The 22,805-nt window shown below is 75.7% G+C and carries 17 protein-coding genes; 8 read left to right on the forward strand and 9 right to left on the reverse strand.

Features of this window, described 5'->3' with window-relative positions; all coding sequences use genetic code 11:
* Positions 1–83: 83 nt before the first annotated feature.
* On the reverse strand, positions 84–1,028 hold the full coding sequence (locus CNX65_RS20915; RefSeq protein ID WP_096495275.1) for an NADP-dependent oxidoreductase: 945 nt from the start codon (positions 1,026–1,028) through the stop codon (positions 84–86).
* A gap of 140 nt (positions 1,029–1,168) precedes the next feature.
* Between CNX65_RS20915 and CNX65_RS20920 the strand changes: the two genes are divergently transcribed.
* The 3 genes from CNX65_RS20920 (at position 1,169) to map (ending at position 3,579) form a co-directional block, all read left to right on the forward strand.
* Entirely contained in the window at positions 1,169–1,669 is a 501-nt protein-coding gene (locus CNX65_RS20920; protein ID WP_096495276.1) for a MarR family winged helix-turn-helix transcriptional regulator, read from the forward strand.
* 81 nt (positions 1,670–1,750) lie between these two features.
* The gene (locus CNX65_RS20925) at positions 1,751–2,698 is read left to right on the forward strand and encodes an FAD-dependent oxidoreductase (protein WP_096495277.1); all 948 of its coding nucleotides are present in this window, start codon (positions 1,751–1,753) and stop codon (positions 2,696–2,698) included.
* A gap of 101 nt (positions 2,699–2,799) precedes the next feature.
* Positions 2,800–3,579 (forward strand): type I methionyl aminopeptidase, encoded by a 780-nt coding sequence (gene map, locus CNX65_RS20930; RefSeq protein ID WP_096495278.1) that lies wholly within the window; start codon positions 2,800–2,802, stop codon positions 3,577–3,579.
* A gap of 65 nt (positions 3,580–3,644) precedes the next feature.
* Here map and CNX65_RS20935 read toward each other — a convergent pair whose 3' ends face one another.
* Both CNX65_RS20935 and CNX65_RS20940 read right to left on the reverse strand, forming a co-directional pair.
* On the reverse strand, positions 3,645–5,723 hold the full coding sequence (locus tag CNX65_RS20935) for an ATP-binding protein (RefSeq protein WP_096495279.1): 2,079 nt from the start codon (positions 5,721–5,723) through the stop codon (positions 3,645–3,647).
* A gap of 25 nt (positions 5,724–5,748) precedes the next feature.
* Entirely contained in the window at positions 5,749–7,392 is a 1,644-nt protein-coding gene (locus tag CNX65_RS20940; protein ID WP_096495280.1) for a tetratricopeptide repeat protein, read from the reverse strand.
* A gap of 395 nt (positions 7,393–7,787) precedes the next feature.
* On the opposite strand from CNX65_RS20940, the gene CNX65_RS20945 reads away from it, so the two are divergent.
* Entirely contained in the window at positions 7,788–9,398 is a 1,611-nt protein-coding gene (locus tag CNX65_RS20945; RefSeq protein WP_096495281.1) for a methyl-accepting chemotaxis protein, read from the forward strand.
* Positions 9,399–9,468: 70 nt separating this feature from the next.
* Here the strand turns inward: CNX65_RS20945 and lnt are convergent, their stop codons facing one another.
* The 4 genes from lnt to CNX65_RS20960 all read right to left on the reverse strand — a co-directional run bounded on the left by lnt (position 9,469) and on the right by CNX65_RS20960 (position 13,779).
* Entirely contained in the window at positions 9,469–11,028 is a 1,560-nt protein-coding gene (gene lnt / locus CNX65_RS20950; protein ID WP_096495282.1) for an apolipoprotein N-acyltransferase, read from the reverse strand.
* A gap of 79 nt (positions 11,029–11,107) precedes the next feature.
* Positions 11,108–12,529 (reverse strand): hypothetical protein, encoded by a 1,422-nt coding sequence (locus CNX65_RS20955; protein WP_157767761.1) that lies wholly within the window; start codon positions 12,527–12,529, stop codon positions 11,108–11,110.
* Positions 12,519–12,701, reverse strand: a complete 183-nt coding sequence (locus CNX65_RS36300; protein ID WP_198320521.1) for a hypothetical protein — start codon at positions 12,699–12,701, stop codon at positions 12,519–12,521. Before CNX65_RS36300 ends, CNX65_RS20955 begins: the two co-directional genes overlap by 11 nt.
* Before the next feature lie 139 nt (positions 12,702–12,840).
* Positions 12,841–13,779, reverse strand: coding sequence for an SDR family oxidoreductase (locus CNX65_RS20960; RefSeq protein WP_096495284.1), 939 nt, complete (start codon positions 13,777–13,779; stop codon positions 12,841–12,843).
* A gap of 194 nt (positions 13,780–13,973) precedes the next feature.
* On the opposite strand from CNX65_RS20960, the gene CNX65_RS20965 reads away from it, so the two are divergent.
* Positions 13,974–14,846, forward strand: coding sequence for a helix-turn-helix transcriptional regulator (locus CNX65_RS20965; protein WP_096497904.1), 873 nt, complete (start codon positions 13,974–13,976; stop codon positions 14,844–14,846).
* Between the two features lie 91 nt (positions 14,847–14,937).
* Here CNX65_RS20965 and CNX65_RS20970 read toward each other — a convergent pair whose 3' ends face one another.
* The gene (locus CNX65_RS20970) at positions 14,938–15,783 is read right to left on the reverse strand and encodes an alpha/beta hydrolase (RefSeq protein ID WP_096495285.1); all 846 of its coding nucleotides are present in this window, start codon (positions 15,781–15,783) and stop codon (positions 14,938–14,940) included.
* 97 nt (positions 15,784–15,880) lie between these two features.
* Here CNX65_RS20970 and CNX65_RS20975 point away from each other — a divergent pair, with 97 nt between their 5' ends.
* Together CNX65_RS20975 and CNX65_RS20980 are read left to right on the forward strand one after the other, a co-directional pair.
* Positions 15,881–16,357 carry a MarR family winged helix-turn-helix transcriptional regulator gene (locus CNX65_RS20975; RefSeq protein WP_096495286.1) on the forward strand — a complete coding sequence of 159 codons (477 nt, stop codon included), beginning with the start codon at positions 15,881–15,883 and terminating at the stop codon, positions 16,355–16,357.
* Between the two features lie 108 nt (positions 16,358–16,465).
* Positions 16,466–18,082, forward strand: coding sequence for a methyl-accepting chemotaxis protein (locus CNX65_RS20980; RefSeq protein ID WP_096495287.1), 1,617 nt, complete (start codon positions 16,466–16,468; stop codon positions 18,080–18,082).
* A gap of 93 nt (positions 18,083–18,175) precedes the next feature.
* On the opposite strand, the gene CNX65_RS20985 is transcribed toward CNX65_RS20980, so the two are convergent.
* On the reverse strand, positions 18,176–22,045 hold the full coding sequence (locus CNX65_RS20985; protein ID WP_157767762.1) for an NACHT domain-containing protein: 3,870 nt from the start codon (positions 22,043–22,045) through the stop codon (positions 18,176–18,178).
* A 285-nt stretch (positions 22,046–22,330) separates the two neighbouring features.
* Here CNX65_RS20985 and CNX65_RS20990 point away from each other — a divergent pair, with 285 nt between their 5' ends.
* Positions 22,331–22,756: a Fur family transcriptional regulator gene (locus tag CNX65_RS20990; protein WP_096495289.1), complete on the forward strand. Its 426-nt coding sequence runs from the start codon at positions 22,331–22,333 to the stop codon at positions 22,754–22,756.
* Positions 22,757–22,805: the final 49 nt, after the last annotated feature.

Raw genomic sequence — 22,805 nt, forward strand, 5'->3', positions numbered from 1 at the left:
CGAGGCAATGGAAACTCGTTCGGCGCACTCGCTTTCACGGTGGTGAACACCATTGTTCACCACCGTGAACGCATTCGGGGAACTCAGATCCGCACGACGACCTTGCCGCGCACGTGGCCCTCCTCGACGTGCGCGTGCGCCTGCGCGACCTCGTCCAGCGCGAACACCCGCGACACGTGGGGGGTGTACCCGCCGCGCTCGCCGAGCTCGGCGGCCTCGGCCAGCAGCACCGGGTTGTTCTCGGCGCCGAGGGAGCGCACGCCCAGCGCGGGCGCGTTCACCTGGTCGGCGACGGTGACGACCGCGTCGGGGCCGCCCGCGATGGCCACGAGGTCGGCCAGCGATCCGGACCCGGCCGCGTCGAGGACGAGGTCGGCGCCGCCGAGCGCCGCGACCCGCTCGGCCAAGCCCTCGCCGTAGGTGGTGGGCACCGCGCCCAGCTCGGTCAGGTAGTCGTGGTTGCGCTCGCTCGCGGTGCCGATGACCTTCGCGCCGCGCGCGACGGCGAGCCGCACGGCGGTGCTGCCCACCCCGCCCGCCGCGCCCTCGATCAGGACGGTGCGGCCCTCCACGTCGCCGAGCGCGTCGAGCGCTCCCCCGGCGGTGACCACGGCCAGGCCCGCCGCGGCGGCCTGCTCGACGGTCCAGGTGGACGGCACGCGCGCCCAGGCGGAGAGGACCGCGTGCTCGGCGGTGGCGCCGCCGAGGCCGCCGAGGCCGAACACGAGGTCGCCGACCGCGACGCCGGTGACGCCCTCGCCGACCTCGTCCACGACGCCCGCGGCGTCCCGGCCGGGGATGGCGGGCAGGTCGATGGCGAAGGCCGCGATGCCGGGCGGCTGCTGCTCGACGGGCAGGTCGAAGAGCTTGGCCAGGTAGCCGGCGCGGACCTTCCAGTCGACCGGGTTGACGCTGGCCGCGCCCACCGCGATCCGGACCTCGCCGGGTTTGGCGTGCGGCTCGACGACGTCGTCGTCGACGGTGAGCACGTCGACGGGGCCGTACTCGTGGTAGCGCGCTGCGCGCATGGCTTCTCCTCGGTTCCCGGCCCCGGCGGGCCGCTCGACCACCCCGACGGGTGATCGCTTTCCACGGAAACTCTTTCCGTGGAAAGTGACGATACCCCAATCACTTTCCATGTCAAATGACGGCTTGGTAGGGTGCGGACGTGCCGAGCGAGGAAGCCCCGAAGCCGTTGGACGTGGCCGAGCAGCGCGCGTGGGCGCTGCTGCTGGGCGTGACCACCTGGCTCCCGGCGGCGCTCGACGCGCACCTGCAGAAGGAAGCCGGGATCAGCCACAGCGAGTACCAGGTGCTGTGGTGGCTCTCCGCGAGCACCGAGAAGGTGCTGCACATGAGCCAGCTCGCCGACAGCGCGGGCGTCACCGCCTCGCACCTGTCGCGGATCGTGGCGCGGCTGGAGAAGCGCGGCTGGATCACCCGCAACACCGACCCGGCGGACGGCCGGTACACCCAGGCCAGGCTGACCGGGGAGGGCGAGCGCAAGGTCGCCGAGTGCGCGCCCGGTTACGCGACGGCGTTGCGCGCCAACCTGTTCGACCACCTCGCCGGGGACCAGGTGGACGACCTGGCGACGCTGGCGTACGCGATCCTGCGCGAGCTGCGGCCGGTGTGCGTGAACCACCTGCCTGGGGAACCGCCCGCCTGAGGGCGCGGGGCGGCCGGCGCCGGACGGCCGGTCCGCGCGGGTCGTCCGGTCGGCGGCGGCGCGCGGGTAGGGTCGCCGGGCATGGGGCGAATCGCCGTGATCGGCGCCGGGGTGGTCGGGTTGACGGTGGCGCACGAGCTGTCGGCGGCCGGGCACGAGGTCGAGGTGGTGGCCGGGGCCGACCACTCGGGGTCGGTGTCGTCGGTGGCCGCCGCGATCTGGTTCCCGCACGCCGTGGGCAGCTCAGAGCGGGTGCTGGAGTCCGGGAGGGTGACCGGCGAGCGGCTGGCCGCGCTGGCGGCGGACCCGGCGACGGGCGTGCGGCTGCGCACCGGCACCGTGCTGTCCCGCAGGCCCGACCCCGACCGGTCGTGGACGGCGGCCGTGCCCGCGTGGCGGGAGGCGGGCGCGGGCGAGGTGCCGGAGGGCGCGCGCGGGGTCGTGGTGACCCTGCCGGTGGCGGTGACGGACGTGTACCTGGACTGGTTGCGGGCGCGGGTGGAGCGGCGGGGCGTGGTGTTCCGCGCGGCCGAGCTGGTCGAGCCGGAGGACGTGGGCGCGGGGTTCGACGCGGTGGTGGTCGCGGCCGGGCTGGGCTCGGGGGCGCTGCTGGGCGACCCGGAGGTTCACCCGATCCGGGGCCAGGTGGTGCGCCTGGCCAACCCCGGCCTGACCCGCTGGGTGACCGACGACGACAACCCCGGCGGCCTGACCTACGTGGTGCCGCGCGACGGGGACGTGGTGTGCGGCGGGACCGGCGACGTGGGCGAGTGGGGCACCGAGCCGGACCCGGAGGTGGAGGCGGCGATCCTGCGCCGGGCGACCGCGCTGGCGCCGGAGCTGGCAGGCTGCCCGGTGGTGTCGCGCGCGGTGGGCCTGCGCCCGGCGCGGCCTCGGGTGCGGCTGGAGGTGGTGCCGGGGCGGGGGCTGCCGGTGGTGGCGTGCTACGGGCACGGCGGGGCGGGGTTCACGCTGTCCTGGGGCGAGGCGGCCGAGGTGGTGCGGGTGGTCGGCGGGCTGGGGGTCTAGACCGGTCGGGGCGCCCCCGCCGCAGGCTGGTATTTCTATACCGCACCCGTGTTAAGGTGCCGGTATAGAAATACCGGCACTGACATGACGCGAGGGTACTAGTGATCGAGCTGAAGACGCCTGCGGAGATCGACCGCATGCACGTGACCGGGCGGTTCGTCGCCGAGGTGCTCACCGAGGTGGGGAACCTGGCCGACGTGGGCGTCAACCTGATGGACATCGAGCACCACGTGCGCGGCCTGATCAAGCAGCGCGGGGCCGAGTCCTGCTACTGGGACTACGCGCCCTCCTTCGGCGAGGGGCCGTTCCGCAACGTCATCTGCCTGTCCGTCAACGACGCCGTCCTGCACGGCCTGCCGCACGACTACGCCCTGCGCGACGGCGACGTGCTCAGCGCCGACATCGCCGTCAGCATCGACGGCTGGGCCGCGGACTCGGCGCGCACGGTCATCGTCGGCACCCCGGACGAGCAGGACCAGCGGATCATCCGCGCCACCGAGGTCGCCCTGGAGGCGGGCATCGACGCGGCGCGCCCCGGCAACAAGCTGGGCGACATCTCGGCCGCGATCGGCGCCGTGGCGGCGGAGTTCGGGTACAAGGTGAACACCGAGTTCGGCGGCCACGGCATCGGGCGCACGATGCACGAGGACCTGCACGTGCCCAACAAGGGCAAGGCCGGTCGCGGCCTCAAGCTGCGGCCCGGCCTGACGCTGGCCCTGGAGCCGTGGCTGGCGCGCACGACGGACCGGATCGTCTACGACGAGGACGGCTGGACCATCCGCTCGGCGGACGGCTCCCGCACCGCCCACTCCGAGCACACCGTCGCGATCACCGAGGACGGGCCCGTGGTGCTCACCCGGCGTGAGGGCGAGCAGCGCTGACGCCCGAACGGGCGCCCCGGTCGTGGGGCGCCCGTCGGTCACCGGTCCTGCGGTGAGCGGCCGCGTCAGGCGCCGGTCGAGCCCGCCTCGCCGGAGGCGGTGAAGCGCTCGACCCAGCCGCGCACCCGCTCGCGGACCACGTCCCCCTCGGGGAGCAGCGCCAAGCCCTCCCGCAGCTCCGCCAGCCCGGTCGCCACGTCACCGGCCAGGCACCGCGCGCACCCCAGCTCCGCCAGCACCAGCGCCAGCCCGTACTCCTCCCCCGGCGCCCGCCGCGCCTCGCGCACCAGCGCGTACAGCTCCACCGCCTCGGCGAACCGCCCCGCGTCCCGCAGCGCGTTCGCCGCGCTCAACCGCGCCCACGCCGCGCTCCGCGCCGACCCGGCGGCGGTGAAGTCGCCCAGCGCGGCCTCCGCGAACGCCAGCGCCTCGGCCGTCCGCCCGGCTTCCCGGTGCAGCCCGCTCACGCTGTTGCGCGCCTCCCCTGCCGCCTGCCGGTCCCCCAGCCGCTCGGCCACGTCGAGCGCCCGGGACGCCAGCGCCACCGCCTCGCCGCCGCGCCCCAGCTCCCGGCACAGCTGCGCGTACCGGATCGCGACCCACCCGGTCCCGCGCTCGTCCCGCGCGCCCTCGTGGATCTCCAGCGCCTCCCGGAAGCACGCTTCCGCGCGCCCGTGCTCGCGCCGCTCCCGGAACGCCACCCCGAGCCCGCCGAGCACCAGCGCCACCCCGACGGCCTCACCGGAGGCCCGCGCCGACACCAGCCCGAGCTCGTGCGCGGTGATCCAGTCGTCCCACGCCTTGACCCGGTAGCAGTGCTCGAACAGCGCCACCGCCAACCGCCACGCCACCCCGTGCTCGCCCAGCTCCGCGGCCCGCCGCGCGCACGCCACCAGGTTGACCCGCTCGGCGGCGAACCACGCGCCCGCCTCGGCCGCGTCCGCGAACGGTCGGCCCGCGCCGGGGAGGTCCGCGCCGGGGAGGTCCGCGCCGGTCCGCGCGGCTCCCAGCGCCCGGTCGGCGGCCAGCGCGCTCGCCAGGTGCCACCGGAGCGCCCGCAACACCGCCTCGAACCGCTCCTGCGCGTCCTCCTCCTCGTCGGCGCGCTCGGCCGCGTACTCGCGCAGCGGGCTGACCAGCTGGAACCGCCGCCCGGCCACGACGACCTCCAGCAGGTTCGCCAGGCACAGCGCCCCCAGCGCCTCCCGCACGGCCCCGAGCGGAAGCCCGGTCAGCGCGCCGACGGCCTCCGGGGTCGCGGTGGCGCCGGGGAGCAGCCCGAGCAGCCGGAACACCCGCGCCTGCTCGGGCGCGAGCCTGCGGTAGGACGTGCCGACCACGTCCCCGTCGTCCCTGAGCACCGCGAACACCGCCTTCTCGGCCAGCTCCCCGGCCAGCTCGGCGGCCGTGGAGAAGGTGAAGCCGTCGATCCGCTGGGCCGCGATGAGCAGCAGCAGCGGCAGGCACCCGCACCGGCGGGCCAGCACCTCGGTCGCCGGGTCGTCGGCCACGCCCACGCCGTCGCTGCGCTCCACGATCAGCGCCACCGCCTCGGCGAGCGAGAGCGGCCCGAGGGGGACGTCGACGGCGCCGTCGCGCACGACCAGGCCGCGCAGCCGGGACCGGCTGGTCACCACGACCACCGAGCGCCCGCCGGGCAGCAGCGGCCGGACCTGCTCGGCGCCGGTGGCGTCGTCGAGCACGACCAGCACCCGCTTGCCGCTGAGCGCGCTGCGGTACTGGGCGGCCCGGTCCTCGACGCCGCCCAGGCCGGGGACGCCCAGCGCGTGCAGGAACGGGTCGAGCACCTCACCGGGTTCGGCGGGCGTGGTGGCCGGGTTGTGGCCGCGCAGGTCCGCGTACAGGACGCCGTCGGGGAAGTGCGCCAGGTTGCGCCGCGCCCAGTGCACCACCAGCGCGGACTTGCCCACCCCCGGCTGCCCGGACACGCACAGCAGCCCCGGCCCGCCCTCGGGTAACGCCTCGGACAGCGCCGCCTGGGCCTGCCGCTGGTTGAACAGCGCGCCCTGCCAGCCGGGCAGCTGCATGGGCGGGCGCGGGACGGGCAGCCCGAACGACTCGATGTTCCCGGCCTGCACGACGACGTGCGCCGCGCCGCTGACCACGTTCCTGATGTCCTTCACCGATCCCCCGATCACCCGATCCCGGTCAGCCCGCGACCTGCCCCAGCAGCGCCCGCACGTCCCCCGCGCGCGGGTCGCCGATGGCGTCGAAGTGCCCCAGCGCCAGGTCGAGGTGCTCCTGCGCGCCCGCCGGGTCGCCGGAGGCGAGCAGCGTCCTGGCCAGGTCGTGGTGGCACACCGCGACCCCGTACCGGTCGTCGGCGGCGGCGCGGGTGGCGAGCGCGGCGCGGTAGCAGTCGAGCGCGGCCCGGTGGCGGCCCGCGTCGTGGTGGACGTTGCCGCGCATCACCTCCGCCCAGGCCACGCCCTGGTGGCGCCCGGCGCGCCGGAACGCCTCGGCCGCCCGGTCGGCGTGCTCCAGCGCCGCGACCAGGTCACCGGCCCTGCGGTGCGCGCCGCACAGGTTGTTGAGCACCACGCCCGCCAACCAGGGGTCGTCCGCGCGGACCGCGAGCTCGAGCGCCTGGCCGGCCAGGTCCAGGGCGAGGTCGGGGGCGCCCGCCTCGGCGTGGGCGTGGGCGAGCCGGTTGAGGGCGACGGCCCGGCCGCGCGGGTCGTCCAGCTCGCGCCAGGCCCGCTCGGCCAGGGACAGCAGCTCGACGGCGACGTCGTGGTCGCGCAGCTCGCGGTGCGCCAGGCCCAGGGTGGACAGCAGGGCGGCCTCGGCGGCCCGGTCGCCGACCCGCCGGGCGATGAGCGCGGCGCTGGTGGCCAGCTCGACCCAGTCCCGCCACGGCTTGCGGCGGTAGCAGTAGTCGAGCACGAGGGTGAGCCTGCGCAGCGCGGCGCCGCGGTCGCCGTCGCGCAGCGCCAGGCGGGTGTCGCGCAGCAGCGCGGCCCAGCGCCGGTCCAGCCAGGCCAGCGCGTGGCGCTCGTCGCGGAAGCGCAGCTCGGGCAGGGTCGGGTCGGCCGGGACCGGGTCGGGCGCGCCCGCCAGCAGCGCGGACACGTGCGCGAGCGCGTGGTCCCACCACTCGTCGGCGGCGCCGGGCGCGGGCAGGCGGTCGGCGGGGCCGGTGTCCAGCTCGCGGCGGTACCCGGCGACCAGCTCGGCCGCGATCGCGCCGTCCTCGCCCAACTCCAGCAGCAGCGGGTCCAGCTCGTCCAGGAGGGCGGCGGCCTCGCGGCGCAGCCCGTCGGCGCGGTCCGCGCCGAGCGCGGGGGCGCGCAGGGCCCGCACGCGCGAGTCGAGCAGCAGGACGCGGACGGCGGTCCTGCTGAGCAGCGCGTTCGGCTCGGTGAGCACGATCCGGTGCTCGCCCGCGTAGAGCGTGGCGACGCCGGTCTCCTCGCTGACCGCGACCACCGGGACGGCGACGTCGCGCGCGGTGTTGGCGGCGGTGGCGTGCCGGGCGCCGTGGCCGGGCTGGACGTGGGCCGAGCGCGGGCGGAGCGCGGCGTGGGCGCGGACGATCTCGGTGAGGCCGTCGCCGAGGACCACGGCGAGGTCCATCTTGGCGGTCTGGGCGAGGTTCTCGGGGGTGGCCGCGACCCCGGTCAGCGGGTAGCCGCCCGCGCAGACCTCGGCGACGGTGTCGTCCCAGCCGAGGACGAACAGCCCGCCCGTTCCGGAGGCCGCGACCCGGTCGACGCCCCGCCGGACGTCGGTGTGCAGCGCCAGCAGGGCCAGCGCCGCGCGCGCCCTCGGCGGTAGTGGACCGATCGTCATGCACCCCCCTCGGGAGCGATCATTCTGCTTCCCGGCGGGTGGGGGCAAGGACCTGGGGGCGTGTCGGCGCGACGCCGGGACGCCGCGCGGGCGCAACGACCTCTTGGGACGGTCCTCGCGGGAACCCGTTGGCGCGACCGGAACAGCTCCGGCGGCCCGGTTCGACGACCGGTGTGCTCGCACAACGCTTCGGCGTTGCGCGCGCACAACGCCCTCCGGGCAGGTGGCCACACCTGCGCGGCGCGCCCGCCAGAGAACGCCCCCGCCCGCGCGCCCCCGGACATCGCCCGGTCAGGTGACACCACCCGGCGGGAAAACCCGTCAGCCCGCCCCGCCGCCTGCCGTTACAGCCGGTGCCCCGCCGCGTCCTGCGGCGCACCGCCCCTGGAGGTCGGATGTTCTCCGGTCAGCTCCGCCGCCTGCGCCTCGGCGCCCGCCTCGGCGCCGGGTTCACCGCCGTCACCGTCGTGCTGAGCGGCGCCTCGGTGGCCGCCGTGCTGGGGGTCGGCGACCAGCAGGCGTCGGCCGCGCGGGAGCGGCAGGTCCGCGACCTGGTGCGCGCCGCCGACCTCATCAAGTTCTACGACGCCGACATCAGCGGCTGGCAGGTCGCCTACGCCTGGGACGCGCGCAGGCTCAGCCCGGCGGAGGCCGTCGCCCCGAGCAGCGCCAACCGCGCGGGCTTCCTGGCCGACAAGGCCAAGCTGGCCGACGTGCTCGCGTCCGTGCCCACCGAGCGGCTGACCGACGCCGAGCGCGAGACGTTCACCAGGATCGACGCCGCCTGGAAGAAGTACTTCACCGCCGACGACCAGGCCGCCGCCGCGTACGCGCGGGGCGCGGTGGACGAGGGCGACGCGATCGTCCTGGGCCCCGGCTACGAGATCTACTTCGCGATCGTCCAGGACACCGACGCCCTGATCGGGCAGCTGACCGAGCGCCTGGCCACCGACCAGGCCGCCGCCGAGGCCGCCGCGGCCACCCTGATCACCTGGGTCGTGGTCGCGCTGGTCGCCGCCATCGCGCTGGCCGCGCTGCTGGCGTTCGCCGTCACCCGCAGCATCACCGCCCCGCTGGGCCGCACGGTCGGCGCGCTGCGCCGCGTCGCCGAGGGCGACCTGACCGCCACCCCGACCCCGGAGGGCGGCGACGAGGTCGCCGAGGCCGACCGGGCGCTCGCCGAGGCCGTCGACAACACCCGCGCCGCCGTGACCGCGCTGTCGAACGGGGCGACCTCGCTGACCTCGCTCGCGGGCGGCCTCGCGGGCACCGCGCGCACCCTGTCCCAGAACAACCAGGACACCGCGGCGCAGGCGGGCCGGGTGTCGGCGGCGGCCGAGGACATCTCGGGCAACGTGCGCACCGTGGCCACCGGCAGCGCCGAGATGGGCCAGTCCATCCAGGAGATCGCCCACAACGCCGCCGAGGCGGCCCGCGTGGCGGCGCAGGCCGTGTCCACCGCCGAGTCCACCACCACGATCGTGTCCCGCCTCGGCGAGTCGTCGACCGAGATCGCCTCGGTGGTCGGCGCGATCACCTCGATCGCCGAGCAGACCAACCTGCTCGCCCTGAACGCCACGATCGAGGCGGCGCGGGCGGGCGAGTCCGGCAAGGGGTTCGCGGTGGTCGCGAACGAGGTCAAGGAGCTGGCGCAGGAGACCGCGAAGGCGACCGAGGACATCGTGGGCAAGGTCGCGGTGATCCAGTCGGACACGGACGCGGCGGTGCTGGCGATCGCGGAGATCTCCGCGATCATCGGCCAGATCAGCTCGTTCCAGAACACCATCGCGGCGGCGGTCGAGGAGCAGACCGCGACCACGGCCGAGATGGCGCGCAACGTGTCGGGCGCGGCGACCGGGTCCGGCGAGATCGCGGCGAACGCGTCGGGCGTGGCGCAGGCGACGGAGCGGACCACCGCGCAGCTGGCGGAGGTCACCTCGGCCGCGCAGTCGCTCGACACCTCGGCCCGCGACCTGCGCGCGGCGGTGGAGCGCTTCCGCGTCTGACCCCCGAAGCCCTCTCCTCCATCCCCCCAACGGTTCCCGCCCCCTCACGAGGGGGCGGGAACCGCCCGTTTCAGGGCGTGGGAACGGGCTCGGCGGCGGGTTCGGCGGCGCGCGCCCGGCGCTCGCGGCGCGCCAGCCACGCGCCCGCCGCGATCGCGCCGAGGGCGGCGATCGTGAACAGCCCGCCGAGCACCCCGCCGATCCGGGTCGCGACCGTGACCGACGAGCGCAGCGGCACGTCCGCGACCACCAGGTCCTCGGTGAACATGCCGGTGGACTCGGCCACGCTCCCGTCCGGCCGGACCACCGCGCTGACCCCGCTGATCGCCGCGACGACCACGGCCCGCCCGTGCTCGACCGCCCGCAGCCGGGCCATGCCGAGCTGCTGGTAGGTCATCTCGCCGGGCCCGTACCAGGCGTTGTTGGTGGGCGCGACGATCAGCCGCGCGCCTTGGGCGGCGGACTCGCGCAGCACGTAGTCGTAGGCCAGCTCGTAGCAGATGCCCAGTCCGACCTTCGTGCCCGCGACGTCGAACAGGCCGGGTTCGCCGCCCGCGTCCATGTCGGGGGTGTCGGCGAACGGGGTGATGATCCTGGCCAGGTCGCGCACCGGGATGTGCTCGGCGAACGGCACCAGCTCCTGCTTGGCGTACACCTCGCCGGGCCCGTCGACCGGGTCCCAGTCGATGATCGCGTTCTGCTGCTTCCCGTCGACCCGCCGCACCGCGCCGACCAGGTTCGGCACGCCCAGCTCGCGCACCGCCCGGTCGACGCCGGCGTCGTCCGCGCCGACGCTGACCGAGCTCTCCGGCCACACCACCAGGTCGGGCGCGGGCAGCTCGCCGGAGCGCACGCGGTCGGCCAGCTCGGCGGCGGCCCGCAGGTGGTTGGCGCGCAGGGTGTCGCGCGCGTGGAGCAGGCCGAGGCCGATGTCGGGGGCGTTGCCCTGGATGACGGCGATCTTGCGCGTGCCCTCCTGGGCGTCGGTTCCCACCAGCGGGGCGGTCGCCAGCGCGGCGACCAGCGGCACGACCACCCAGGCGTGCGAGGGCGAGCGCGGTCCGGTGGCGAGCGCGGCCAGCCCGAACCCGGTCGCCACGACCGCGAACGACACCAGCGGGGCCCCGCCGAGCGCGGCGAGCGCCAGGAACGGTCCGTCGACCTGCCCGAACGCCACCCGGCCCCACGGGAACCCGTTGAACGGCGCCAGTCCGCGCAGGGTCTCCTGGAGCACGAACAGCAGCGCGCCCCACACCGGGGCGGCGGGCAGCCGGGCGACCAGCGGCACGAACGCGCAGGCGGCGGCGCTGTACAGGCCCATGACCGCGCAGAGCAGCAGCCACGGTCCGACGCCGTACTCGCGGCCGAGGAAGTCGTTGAGCCACAGCAGGTGCGGCAGGAAGAACGCCAGGCCGAAGGTGAGGCCGAGCCCGAACGCGCGGCGGGCGCGGGCGCCGCGCAGGGCGGTCCAGAGCGCGGCGAACGCCGGGAGGGCGGTCCACCACAGGCCGTGCGGGGGGAACGCGAAGCAGAGCGCGCCACCCGCCACCGCGACGAGCGCGTGCCACCCGACCCAGCGCGCCACCCGCTCCCGCCGCCCGCGACCCGCCCCGACCACCGGACCCACCACCGCACCGACCTCCAGGAGAACCGCAGTCCGGGCGTGAACGCTAGTTGACGGCCGGGGACGGGTCGCGGGGGCGTGCTGCTCACCCGCCGAGCGCGCCGCCCGGTCGCCAGCGCGCCACGGCCAGGGTGTGCTCCAGGGCGGTCGCCCAGCGCGGGTCGGGGGCGGCGAGCTGGGCGCGCACGACGTCGGCGTCCACGATGCCCAGCGCGGTCAGCGGGGAGGCGTCGAGCAGGTCGTCGTCGTGGTCGTGGTCGTCGGTGTGGTCCGCGCTCGCCTCCTCCGGCGCGAACGCCACCTCGGGCACGGCGGCGACGAGCAGCGGCGCGCGCCCCGGCGCGCCGCGCTGCTCGGCCCGGACCGCCAGGCACGCCTCCAGGACCGGGTCGTCCAGGAACGGGGCCCCGCCCCCGCCCGCCGCCCGGCAGGTCGCGGCGACGGCCCCCACCCGCCGCAGGTGGCTGTGCCGCCCCCGGCAGGGCGCGAGCGGTTCGACGTCGGCGTGGGCGCGCAGCAGCGCGGCGACCCCGACGGCGGCCTCGACGCTCACCCACGGCGGCAGGCGGGGCGGGGCGCCCCAGCCGAGCGGCGGGACGGCGTCGTCGTGCAGCGCGCGGGCCTGGTCGAGCAGCCAGGTCCGGTAGTCCCGCCGGTCGGCGAACCCGCGCAGCACGTCCCCGAGCGGCCACCGGTGGCGGGCCCGGTGGGCGGCGAGGTGCTGCCAGGCGGCGCGCGGGTTGAGGCGGGCGAGGTCGTGCAGGTACTCGACGGGCGCGCCGACGACCTCGTCCGCGCCGGTCCCGGTGAGCGCGCGGGGGCTTCCCGGCAGGACGCGCGGCAGCGGTGCGGGGAGGTCGGCGGCGGGCGGTCCGGTCCACCCGGCGCCGGGGGCGGCGGCGCCGACGAGCACCCCGAGCCGTTCGGCGAGGACGGCGAGCGCGCGGGACCCGAGCCCGCCGCCGGGCCCGACGGTGACCGCGTCCCCGCGCGAGCGCACCGCCTCCTCCAGGGCCCGCCTGAGCCCCGCGGCCCCGTCCTCGATCCCGAGGACCGGTTCGGGCGGCGTCCACCACCGCGTCGTGCGCGCGCCGCCCCCGGCGGGCAGTTCGAGCGCGCACCCGGCGGGAACGGCCGTGACGCCGCGCCAGGGGGTGAGGTCGGTGAGCGGGTGCGGGAGCCGGTCGCCGAGCAGGAGCGCCGCGAGCACGGCCTCGTCGACGGGCGCGCGGGCGGCGACGGCGAGCACGTCGGCCCGGTCGCAGGCGAGGTCGACGCCGTCGACGCGCGCGTGGAAGACCCGCCGGACCCCGGACGCCGTCCCCCGCACGCGGACACCGCCGTCGAGCGAGGCGCCGAGGTGGTGCCCCCCGCACCGGACCCAGGCGAACCCGGCGGCTCCGGCGGTGGGAACCGCGGGCACGCCAGGGCCGGGTCGCGCGGCGACATCGGCGTGGCCCCCGGTCCCGGCGCCCCCGAGCGCCACCACCCCGTCCTCACGGGACACGGCGGTCCCGCTCCCCACCACCCAGGGCCGCCCGGACCGGTGCGCGGCGAGCACCGCGCCTCCCGGCCAACCGCCGCAGCACCCGCCCGGCCCCCGCCAGGTCGGGCAGCACCACGAACCAGGGCACGCTCCCCACACCCGACCTCCCGTCCACCGGCTCGCTGGTGCGCACCACCCGACGCGAGCCCGCCGACCCCCCCACCACCGGGCGGCCCGCGGCGGGCCCGGCGGAGTACCCCCGGTCAGCTCTCCCGTCCGGGTGAACCGGTGCGGGCGCCCGCGCCTGCGTGCCCCAGGGGCCGCCGCGTCCGTCACACGTGCGCGAAGCTCACCCGCGTCAGCTCCTCGGACACCTCCCACACCCGCCGGGCCTCGTCGGCCTTGTCGCGCAGCCGCGAGTACAGCTCCTGCGCGGCGGGTGGGCCGCCGAGGTGGCCGGGGCCGCTGGGGCCGTAGAACGGCGCCGGGTCCGGGGTGGTCGCGGCGAGGAGCGCGGGCAGGCCCGCCGTGTCGGGGGTGCCGACGAGCAGGCCGGCGGACGCCAGCAGGCGGATCAGGCGCCTGCCCGTCGTGTCGCCCGAGCGGCCCAGCTCGGGGCGGGCGGCGAGCAGGCTCGTGGGGGCGATGCCGGGGTGGGACAGGGTGCTGGTCACGCCCCAGTCGCCCGCGCGGCTGCGCCGGGCCAGTTCCAGGCCGAACAGGCCTGCCGCGAGCTTGGACTGGCTGTAGGCGCGCCGCCCGTTGTACGAGCGCTCCCAGTTCAGGTCGGCCCAGTTGATCGCGCCCTGGTTCGCCGCGACGCTCAGCTGCGTGGTCACCCGCGCCCGCCCGGCCCTGAGCAGCGGCATCAGGTGCGCGACCAGGGCGAAGTGGCCCAGGTGGTTGGTGCCGAACTGGAGCTCGAAGCCGTCGGCGGTGCTCTGCCGCTCGGGCGGGGTCATCACACCCGCGTTGTTGACCAGGAGGTGGATCGGGTCGCCCTCGGCGCGCAGCGCCTCGCCGAGCGCGGCGACCGAGTCCAGGGAGGACAGGTCGAGCGAGCGCAGCGAGGCGGTGGCGCCGGGGGCCCGCTCGCGGATCTCGGCGAGGGCGGCCTCGCCCTTGCGGGGGTTGCGGACGGGCAGCAGCACCTCGGCGCCCGCCGCCGCGAGCCTGGCGGCGATGCCGAGGCCGACGCCGTCGCTCGCCCCGGTGACGAGGGCGCGCCTTCCGGTGAGGTCGGGGAGGGTGAGGTCGATGTCGTTCGGCACTGGGCTCAACTCCGGGTGCTCGTCGGAACCTGCGGTGCCACCGAGGTTCGGCCGATCCGCGGGGGCGGGCAACGGCGCGCCGGGCCTCGGACCGGCGATCCCAGGCTGGGAGAGGGGGATCGGCGATCCGTGGCTCGGCGGTGGGGTGAGGCGGTAAGAACGGGTGACGGCGGGATGCGGGGAGGACGCGCGTGGTGATCGACCGGGTCGGGTTGGCCGAGTTCCTGCGGCGGCGCAGGGAGTCGCTCCAGCCCGAGGACGTCGGGCTCGCGCGCGGGGCGCGGCGCAGGACGAGCGGGTTGCGGCGGGAGGAGGTGGCGATGCTGTGCCACATGTCCGCGGACTACTACTCCCGGTTGGAGCGCGAGCGCGGGCCTCAGCCGTCCGAGCAGATGCTCGCCTCGATCGCACAAGGGCTGCACCTGTCGCTCGCCGAGCGCGACCACCTGTTCCGGTTGGCGGGTCACCACCCGCCCGCGCGGGGCGCCACCGGGGAGCACATCAGTCCGGGGATGCTGCGGGTGTTCGACCGGTTGGGCGACACCCCGGCGGAGATCGTCACCGAGCTGGGGGAAACGCTGCGGCAGACCCCGCTGGGCGTGGCGCTGACCGGCGACACGACCCGGTACACCGGTCCGGCGCGGTCGCTGGGGTACCGGTGGTTCACCGATCCGGGGTACCGGAAGCTGTACGCGCCGGAGGACCACCACTACCTGTCGCGGGTGTACGTGGCGGGTTCGCGGGAGCTGGCGACGTTGCGCGGCCCGGACTCGAAGGCGGCGCGGCTGGTGGGGCTGCTGCTGGAGCGCAGCGCGGAGTTCCGGGAGCTGTGGGAGGCGCACGAGGTGGGCCTGAGGCCGGACGACGGCAAGCGCTTCGAGCACCCCGCGCTGGGCAGGCTGGACCTGGAGTGCCAGACCCTGGTGGACCCGGTGCAGTCGCACCTGCTGCTGGTGTACACGGCGGTGCCGGGGAGCGAGACGCACGAGAAGCTGCGGCTGCTGGCGGCGGTGGACCCGGTCGACCCGACGAGGGCGGTCGACCCGGTGGTGACGGCGGACGTGTAGCGGGGCGGCGGGCGCGTAGCGGGGTGGCGACCGGTCCCGTGGGCGACCGGCCCCGTGCGACCGGCGCCCCGCCACGAGCGCCGTCGAAGCCTCAGCCCTCCGCGCCGCCGGTGAACCCCAGCACCACCTCCGCCAGCCGCTCCGGCGCCTCCAGCGCCACCCAGTGCCCGACCCCGTCCACCCGCACGTCCACGACGTCCCCCGCGGCCCGCGCCATGGTGTCCGCCGTGAACCCGCCGGTCCCGGCCCCGACCGCGAGCACCGGCGCCCGCACCCCCGGCTCCTCGGCCAGCGCCCGCAGCTCCTCCCCCTCCCGCAGCGCGGCCCGGTACAGCCCGGCCGCCCCCGACCAGCCGCCGGGGCGGGCGTAGGTGCGCGCGAACTCGGCCAGGTCCGCCTCGCCCACCGCCCCCGGCGCCGCCGACATCGCGTCGAACGCGTACCGCAGGAACTCCCGCTCCCTCCCGCGCAGCAGCAGCTCCGGCACCCCCTCCGCCGCCACCGCCCCGATGTGCCAGGCCCCGCCGCGCGCCACGTCGGTCAGCAGCTCGAACCCGAACCCGGCCAGCGCGGTCTCGACCGCGATCACCCCGAGCACGTCCTCCGGGTGCCGCGCCGCCAGCCGGAACACCGCCCCGCCGCCCAGGTCCTGCCCGAGCACGTGCACCGGCCCGACGCCCAGGCGCCCGATCAGCGCGTGCAGGTCCTCCGCCGCGACCGCCGCGTCGAAGTCGGGCCCCGCGACGGCGGAGTCGCCGAACCCGCGCAGGTCGACCGCGAACACCCGGCGCCGGGCGGCGAGCAGCGGGATGAGGCGGTGGAACGCCCACCAGGTCTCCGGGAACCCGTGCACCAGCAGGATCGGCGCCCCGCCGTCGCCCGCCGAGACGTAGTGCAGCTCGGTGCCGTTGACCTGCGCGTGGTGGTGAGCGATCACCGCAGAACCCCCAAATGGACAGTCAGGTTGTCGAGTGCGGCGCAACGATAGACACCCAGACTGTCTTTTGTCCAGGCCGGTGCCGTACGCTCCCGCCATGCCACGCTCCGGCGCAGACCTGGCCCTGGCCCTGCTGGGCGGTTTCCGCACGCTCACCGACGCCGCGATCGCCGAACTGGCCCGGCGCGGCTACGAGGACGTGCGCCCGGTCCACGACTTCGCCATGCGGGCGATCGCGGCGGGCGCGGAGAGCGCCTCGGAGCTGGGCAGGCGGCTGTCGGTGACCAAGCAGTCGGCCGCCCGCACGATCGCCGTCCTGCAGGAGCGCGGCTGGGTGACAGGGGAGGCCGACCCGCGCGACGCCCGCCGCAAGCGCCTGCGGGTGACGCCGCTCGGGTTCGAGGTGCTGACGCAGGGCGAGGCGGTGTTCGACGAGCTGCGGGCCCGCTGGGCCGAGCAGCTGGGCGAGGCGGAGCTGGAGCGGTTCGAGGCCCAGCTGGAGGCGCTGGTGGGCGTGCTGCCGATCCGGTTCGACACGCCGGGCTGGATCAGCCGGGACCTCGGGGAGCTGTAGGCCCCGTCACCAAGGCCGCGCGGACGTCCTCAGGTCCGCCCGGTCCGTGCCGTCTGCCTCTGGTGCACGACGCCCGCCACCGCAGCCAGACGACGTCAGAGGTCAGCCATGCTCGCGACACTGCGCAAACTCACGATCGGCACCCGCCTGGTCGCCGTCATGGCCGTCCTGATGGCTCTGCTGGTGGCCACGATCGTCCTCGGGGTGGTCGCGCTGTCGAACCAGGAGCGGGCGCTGGCCGTCGTCGACACCGACCAGGACACCACCAGGGTCGCCCAGCAGGTGAAGTTCCGCTCCGCCGACTTCAACGGCTGGCAGACCGCCTACGCGTTCGACGTGGCGCTCAACGGCGCGAGCGCGGGCTCGGACACCTCGGCCGCGCGCGCCGCCTTCCTCACCTCCTCGCAGGCCTTCGCGACCGAGCTGGACGCCCTCGGCGCGGCCGGGCTGACCGAGGCCGAGCGCGGGCACTACGAGGCCACCGTGGCGGACTTCGCGGAGTTCATGAAGCTCGACCAGCAGGTGGTCGCGAACTACCGGCTGGGCACCCCCGAGTCCGCCGCCGCCGCCGACAAGCTGGTGCTGGTCGACGAGATCGCCATCTTCGAGCGCATCACCAAGGACATCGACCAGATCGTCGCCTCCGTCCTCGCGCGCAGCGACGAGGCCGTCACCAGGGCGAACGCCACGGCCGACAGCGCCACCACCCTGCTGATCGCCAGCGGGGTCGCCGCGCTGCTGCTGGGCGCCGCCCTCGCCGCGCTCCTGGTCCGCTCGATCACCCACCCGCTGAACGCCCTGCGCGACGACCTCGTCGGCGTCGCGGACACCCTCGACCTGACCAGGGGCGCGGACGCGGCGGGCCGCGACGAGATCGCGCTGGCCGCCGAGGGCTTCAACCGGCTCCTGGAGCGGGTGCGCGGCCTGGTCCGCGAGGTCACCTCGACCTCGCGGGACGTGGCGGGCGCGGCCGAGGAGCTGAGCGCGGTCAGCGTGCAGCTGGAGCACGGCGCCAGGTCCACGAGCGACCGCGCGGGCACGGTCAGCACCAGCGCCGGGGAGGTGTCGGCGATCGTCACCACGATGGCCGCCGCCGCGGAGGAGATGAACGCCGCCGTCGCGGAGATCTCCAGCAGCGCCACCAGGGCGACCCAGATCGCCGAGGACGGCGTGCGCACGGCCGCCGAGGCCGACGCGACCATGGTGCGCCTCGGCGAGTCGTCGGCGGAGGTCGGCTCGGTGGTGAAGCTGATCAACGACATCGCCCAGCAGACCAACCTGCTCGCCCTCAACGCCACCATCGAGGCCGCCAGGGCGGGCGCCGCGGGCCGGGGCTTCGCGGTCGTCGCGGGCGAGGTGAAGGAGCTGGCGCTGCAGACGTCGACGGCCACCGAGGAGATCGCCCGGCAGATCGAGGCGATCCGGGTGGGCAGCACCGAGGCGGTCGCGGCCATCGCGAAGATCCAGAGCGTCGTCACCGACATCAGCGCCACCCAGCTGACCATCGCCTCGGCGATCGAGGAGCAGACCGCGACCACGGGCGAGCTGAGCCGCAACGTCGCCGAGACCGCCGACGGCGCGAACTCCATCGCGCACTCCATCGCGACCGTGGCCCAGGCGGCGGGCGAGACCAGCGCGGGCGCCACCACCACCCGCGACACCGCCGACTCGCTGTCGCGCTCCTCCGCCGAGCTGCAGCGGCTGATCTCGGGCTTCACCGTCTGAGCGAGCCCCCGCCGCGAGCGGCGGACCCGCACCCTGAGGTCCCGCGGCGCCGAGCGCGCCCGCGGGACCTCCGGGAGCTCCAGGGTCTGGAGATCACTCCAGCACCAAGCCCTCGCAGAGGTCGCCGAACCCGGCCCTGGTCAAGGCGTCGACGCAGTCGAGGTGGTCGGCCCGATTAACGGCGTCGAGCACGTCGGCCTCGCACAGCAGGCGCAGCCATCCCGCGACGTCGGCGGCGGCGCGGGCGGTGATCCGGCGCGCTGGGACCAGCAACTGCCTGACCCAGGGCAATCCGACGTCCGCCTGCCGCTCCGGTGAGGAGCGGCGCAGCAGCCGCACCAACTTCTCGACGGCACCACCCTGGTCAACGGCCATCGGAAGCCAGCGCGACATGAACGGCTCGACCGTGGACAGCTCAGGCCACCCCTCGAGCGGAGCGGGCTGGGAATCACCCTCCCACACCCTCGGCACGGGCAGGAATGCCTCGGCGAGGCTGTCGACCTGGCTCGGCCGCTTCACGGGATCGCGCTGTCCGGAAAGCACGATCTCGGCCAGCGCGGGCCAGGCGGCCGTGTAGGAGCGGCGGTGGTCGACGCGGTAGGTGGCCAGGCGGGTGAGGTCGTGCAGGAGGTCGGTGAGCGGTTCGGCGTCGAGCAGGGCAGCGTGGCGCAGCAGCAGCGACGGGTCATCGGGCGGTGAGGCGTCCAGGACCGCCCCTGAGGCGGGACCTCGCTCGTGGGCTTCCTCGTACCAATCGCCCGCCTCGCCGCAGTTCGCCCGGTCGGCGATGGCGCGGAGGGTCGTGTCACGGGTACTGGCCGCGCGAGGCGCGACGCAGGCCTTCGACCGGGCGGCGGCGCAGGCCGCGATGAGGAGCGGGTAACAGACCTGTCCGCCGAACCCGGTCTCAACGACGGACCAGGCCCGCGCGTGCACGCACGGATCGCCCTGGCAGGACGCGTCCCAAATCCGCCCGAACGCCTCGGCGAGCGTGGTTCGCACCCCTGGAGAGGTGCTGCGCGCCAAGGTCAGCAGCCCACTCTCCGCACTCTCCGCCTCATCTCCGAGGAGCAGCAGCGGCAGGGCGGTGGCAGCGGAGTGGTCCGGAGAGAAGCAGTAGCGGCTTCCGGGCTGCTCGGGGAGGAGGGTGGCCGCTCTCATCAGGGTGGACGTGGCCCAGGCGAGGTCCGCGCGACCCACCTCGACCGGCTTTGCCACGCGGATCGCGGTCGCGGCGGTGGCAGCGACGGCTTCCCCGGTCTGCTGGTCCTCGACAGCCTCGGAACCGGCGGCCAGGTCACGCGCGGTGGCGATGTCCGACACCAGGCTCTCGGCGTCCGGCGGCTCGGGGAGGACAAGGCCCCAGGGAGGTCCCGCACGCAGGACGTGGCGGTTCCACAGGCCGAGGGTGGCGTTCCGCCTGTCCAGGTAGTCCTTCAGGGGGCTCTGCGCCTCGCAGACCTCAGGTGTGGGCGTGTACTCCCAGCCGTACCGCCCGTCCTCGCGCCACCTCTGCCACCGGTCCGGGTTCAAGTAACCCGCGCGGGCTGCATTGATCGCCAACCCGCCGGGACGGCGGGCATCGTGCGAGGCCAGCCGCTCGGACAGCTCGGCGAACCGGCCGAGGCGTTCCCGATCGTCGCGTTCGAGAGCGGCCATCACCAGTGCGCAGACCACCTTGTCGAAGCGCCGTCGACGGAGTGCGCGGGCCTTCTCGTCCTCCTCGCTCGTGGACGTCAACTCGTGCGTGCGGCGGACGTTCTCGTAGTCCCAGACCTCAGGGCGGTCGAGGAAGGGGTCCAGCTCGTCCACGACCAAGTGCGAGTGGCGGCAGAGCAGCCCGACCACGAGCCCCACCTCCGCAAGGGTGCTCGCCGGCGCGAGGAGCACCCTGACAACGGTGGCGAGCGGCGCCCCGTCGGCGATCAGGTGATCGGCGAAGCGCTCGACGGCCATGAGGGCGCTTGAGCAGGGGTGCGCGTTCCCCCGCCCCCGGTACCGGCACCAGTCGACCTGGTCGCCCCGGTAGAACCGCTCTCCGACGCCGGGGACCGAGAGCGTGAGCCCCGACTTGGCCGTGCTCGTGCGGGAGAGGACCCGGTTCACCACCACCAGCCCCAGCCGGGGCGACCGGAAGAGCAGGACGTTGAACGGTCCCAGCGCCGCGTGCGCCCACGGTGGACCGAACCAGGGCCTGCGGTGGTCCCGCACCAGCGGCCCCCACGAGGCCCCTCGGCCGGACCGCCGCCTCGACCGCCCGACGACGTAGTAGGCCTCGGTCAGCTCGGCCAGCAGCTCGACGTCGTACCCGGCGAGCACGCGCGAGGCAGGTGCCCGCTCGAGGCACGGGTGCAGGTGTTGGGGGTGGTCGTCCGCGATCGACCGCAGTCGCGCGCGTCCCGCGTCCCCCATCCGCTCGCCCAGCAGGGCCAGCCCCTCCACCAGCGTCTCGTCGTCCACGTGGCCGGTCCGCGCGAGCAGCGCGGCGCCGATACCGGTCTGCAGCTCGTGATGCCGCTCCAGCAGCCCTTGCCGCTGCGCGGAAGCGCGCAGCCAGCGCAGCAGCAGCGCGTCGGCCTCGCGCCGCACCTCGGCGACGGGTTCGGGGGCGGCGTGCCAGCGCTCCAGCAGGAATCCGACCACCCCCTCCCCCACCACGAAGTCGACCGTGTCCTCGGTGGAGAACCGCTGCTCGACGACGCTCAACAACTGGCGGAGCCCGTCCGCGTCGTGGAGCAGCCGCCGAGTCGCGGCGCTCAGCAGCAGTCCCGCCCGTCCCGACGTGACGACCGCTTCCCAGAGCAGACCGTCCCACACCTCGCCCTCGTCCCAGGCGAGCCGGTCGAACAGCTCCCGGAACCGGAAGAGCTCCTGCCCTGCCTCGGCGCGCCCCCTGGGCGCCACCGCCTCCAGCGTGGCCTGGCACGCGAGCTTGGCCGCGCGCACGCACCAGCGGGGCAGGCTCGACACGTCGAAGCCCTCGGACATCAGCCACATCGCGACGGCGAAGTCCCGGACGGTGTCGTCGGCGAACTCGTCCTGCCCTCGGACCAGGAACCCGTTCCTCCGCGGCAGGAGCAGGCCGTCCGAGCGCAGGGAGGGCAGGGCGAGCGGATCGTTCACCCCGTCGGGGCGCACCCCGGTGACCTCGCTCTCGGCGAGCGCGAGCAGGGCGCGGTGCCTGCCGTCGGGGGTCGCTTTGCCCGCCGCCAGCACCTCTCCGCAGCGCACCCACCGCTGCCACACGGCGAGGAAGACGTCGGCCTCGGACAGGTCCGCCGACGACTGCCCGGAGCCCAGGCCCGCGAGCACCATGCGCACCAGGCCGGGACGCTGGACCAGCCGGATCGCGGTGCCCTGGGCGCCCGCCAGCGGCCTCAGCCGGGGGAAGGCTGTGACGAGGTCGTCGACCTCGTCCGCCCCCAGAGGCGCCACCACGTGCTCGTCGACCGGGCTGCCCGCGAGGTCGCCCGCGACGCCGCGCAGGTGGAGCAGGACGTCCGGCGCGGCGTCGTCGCGGCACAGCGCCACCACACCCAGGCGGGCGCGGTGCGCGGCGCGGGTCAGGGCGACCAAGGTGTCGGCCTTGCCGCGCTGCACGTCCTCGGCGCCGTCGACGACCAGCAACCGCACGGGTGATGCGGGCAACTCGAGCAGGTCGTCCAACGCGCAGCCGAGCACCGCCGGGACGTCGAGCGGCCGGTCCGGGAGGTCGGCCAGGCTCAGCAGCACGACCTCACCCCCGCAGGCGCGCGCCTCGTCGACGGCGGACAGCGCCAGGGCCGACTTGCCGACCCCCGGCTCGCCCCGCACGACCAGGAATCTGCTCGCCGTGAACCGCTCCACAAGCGCTCGCACGGCGGACTCGCGGGGCAGCCGCACCGGCAGCCTGCCCGGATCTGTCGGGTCGACCAGGCCTCCAGGCGTCCGGTCGCGCAGGGTCCGCTCGAGGGATTTCGCCACATCCACGGGAGAAGGCCCGGCCGGGTGGCTGATGTTCACCTGCCCGACCCAACCGGCCTGGACGACCGAGCCTCGCACGTGGGAACCGGTCATGCTGTTCGTGACCGAACCGCCCTGCGGGACGGGAGCGGGCGTTGAGGACACGGCGGGATTGTCGTCGCGCGGGCCGCAACCGTCACCGCAGTACTGCGGCGCGCCGCGCGAAGATCTCCAACAGGCAACCCCCGAACAGCGTAAGCAGTCCAATACTTGATTAGTTCCACTCTTTCCGCCACACTCCTCTGCGTGCCCACGTCCGCCGAGTTCCAGCAACTGCTCCGCGACGCCTCGCTGCGGGTCACCGCGCCGAGGATCGCCGTGCTGTCCGCGGTGCACGCCCACCCCCACGCCGACACCGACTCGATCATCGGCGTGGTCCGGGGGGCGCTCGGCGCCGTGTCGCACCAGGCCGTGTACGACGTGCTCCGCGCGCTCACCGGCGCGGGCCTGCTGCGCCGCATCGAGCCGCCCGGCTCGGTCGCGCGGTACGAGGCCCGCGTCGGCGACAACCACCACCACGTCGTGTGCCGGGCCTGCGGGGCCATAGCCGACGTGGACTGCTCGGTCGGCCAGGCCCCCTGCCTCACCGCCTCGAACTCCCACGGCTTCGTCATCGACGAGGCCGAGGTGGTCTACCGGGGCCTGTGCCCCGACTGCGCCTCCACGCGCTGAGCCACCGCCGCCCCACCACAACACCGCACGAACACCGCACCACCCCCCG

Origin of the sequence: Actinosynnema pretiosum (assembly GCF_002354875.1) — a bacterium.
GTDB lineage: Bacteria > Actinomycetota > Actinomycetes > Mycobacteriales > Pseudonocardiaceae > Actinosynnema > Actinosynnema auranticum.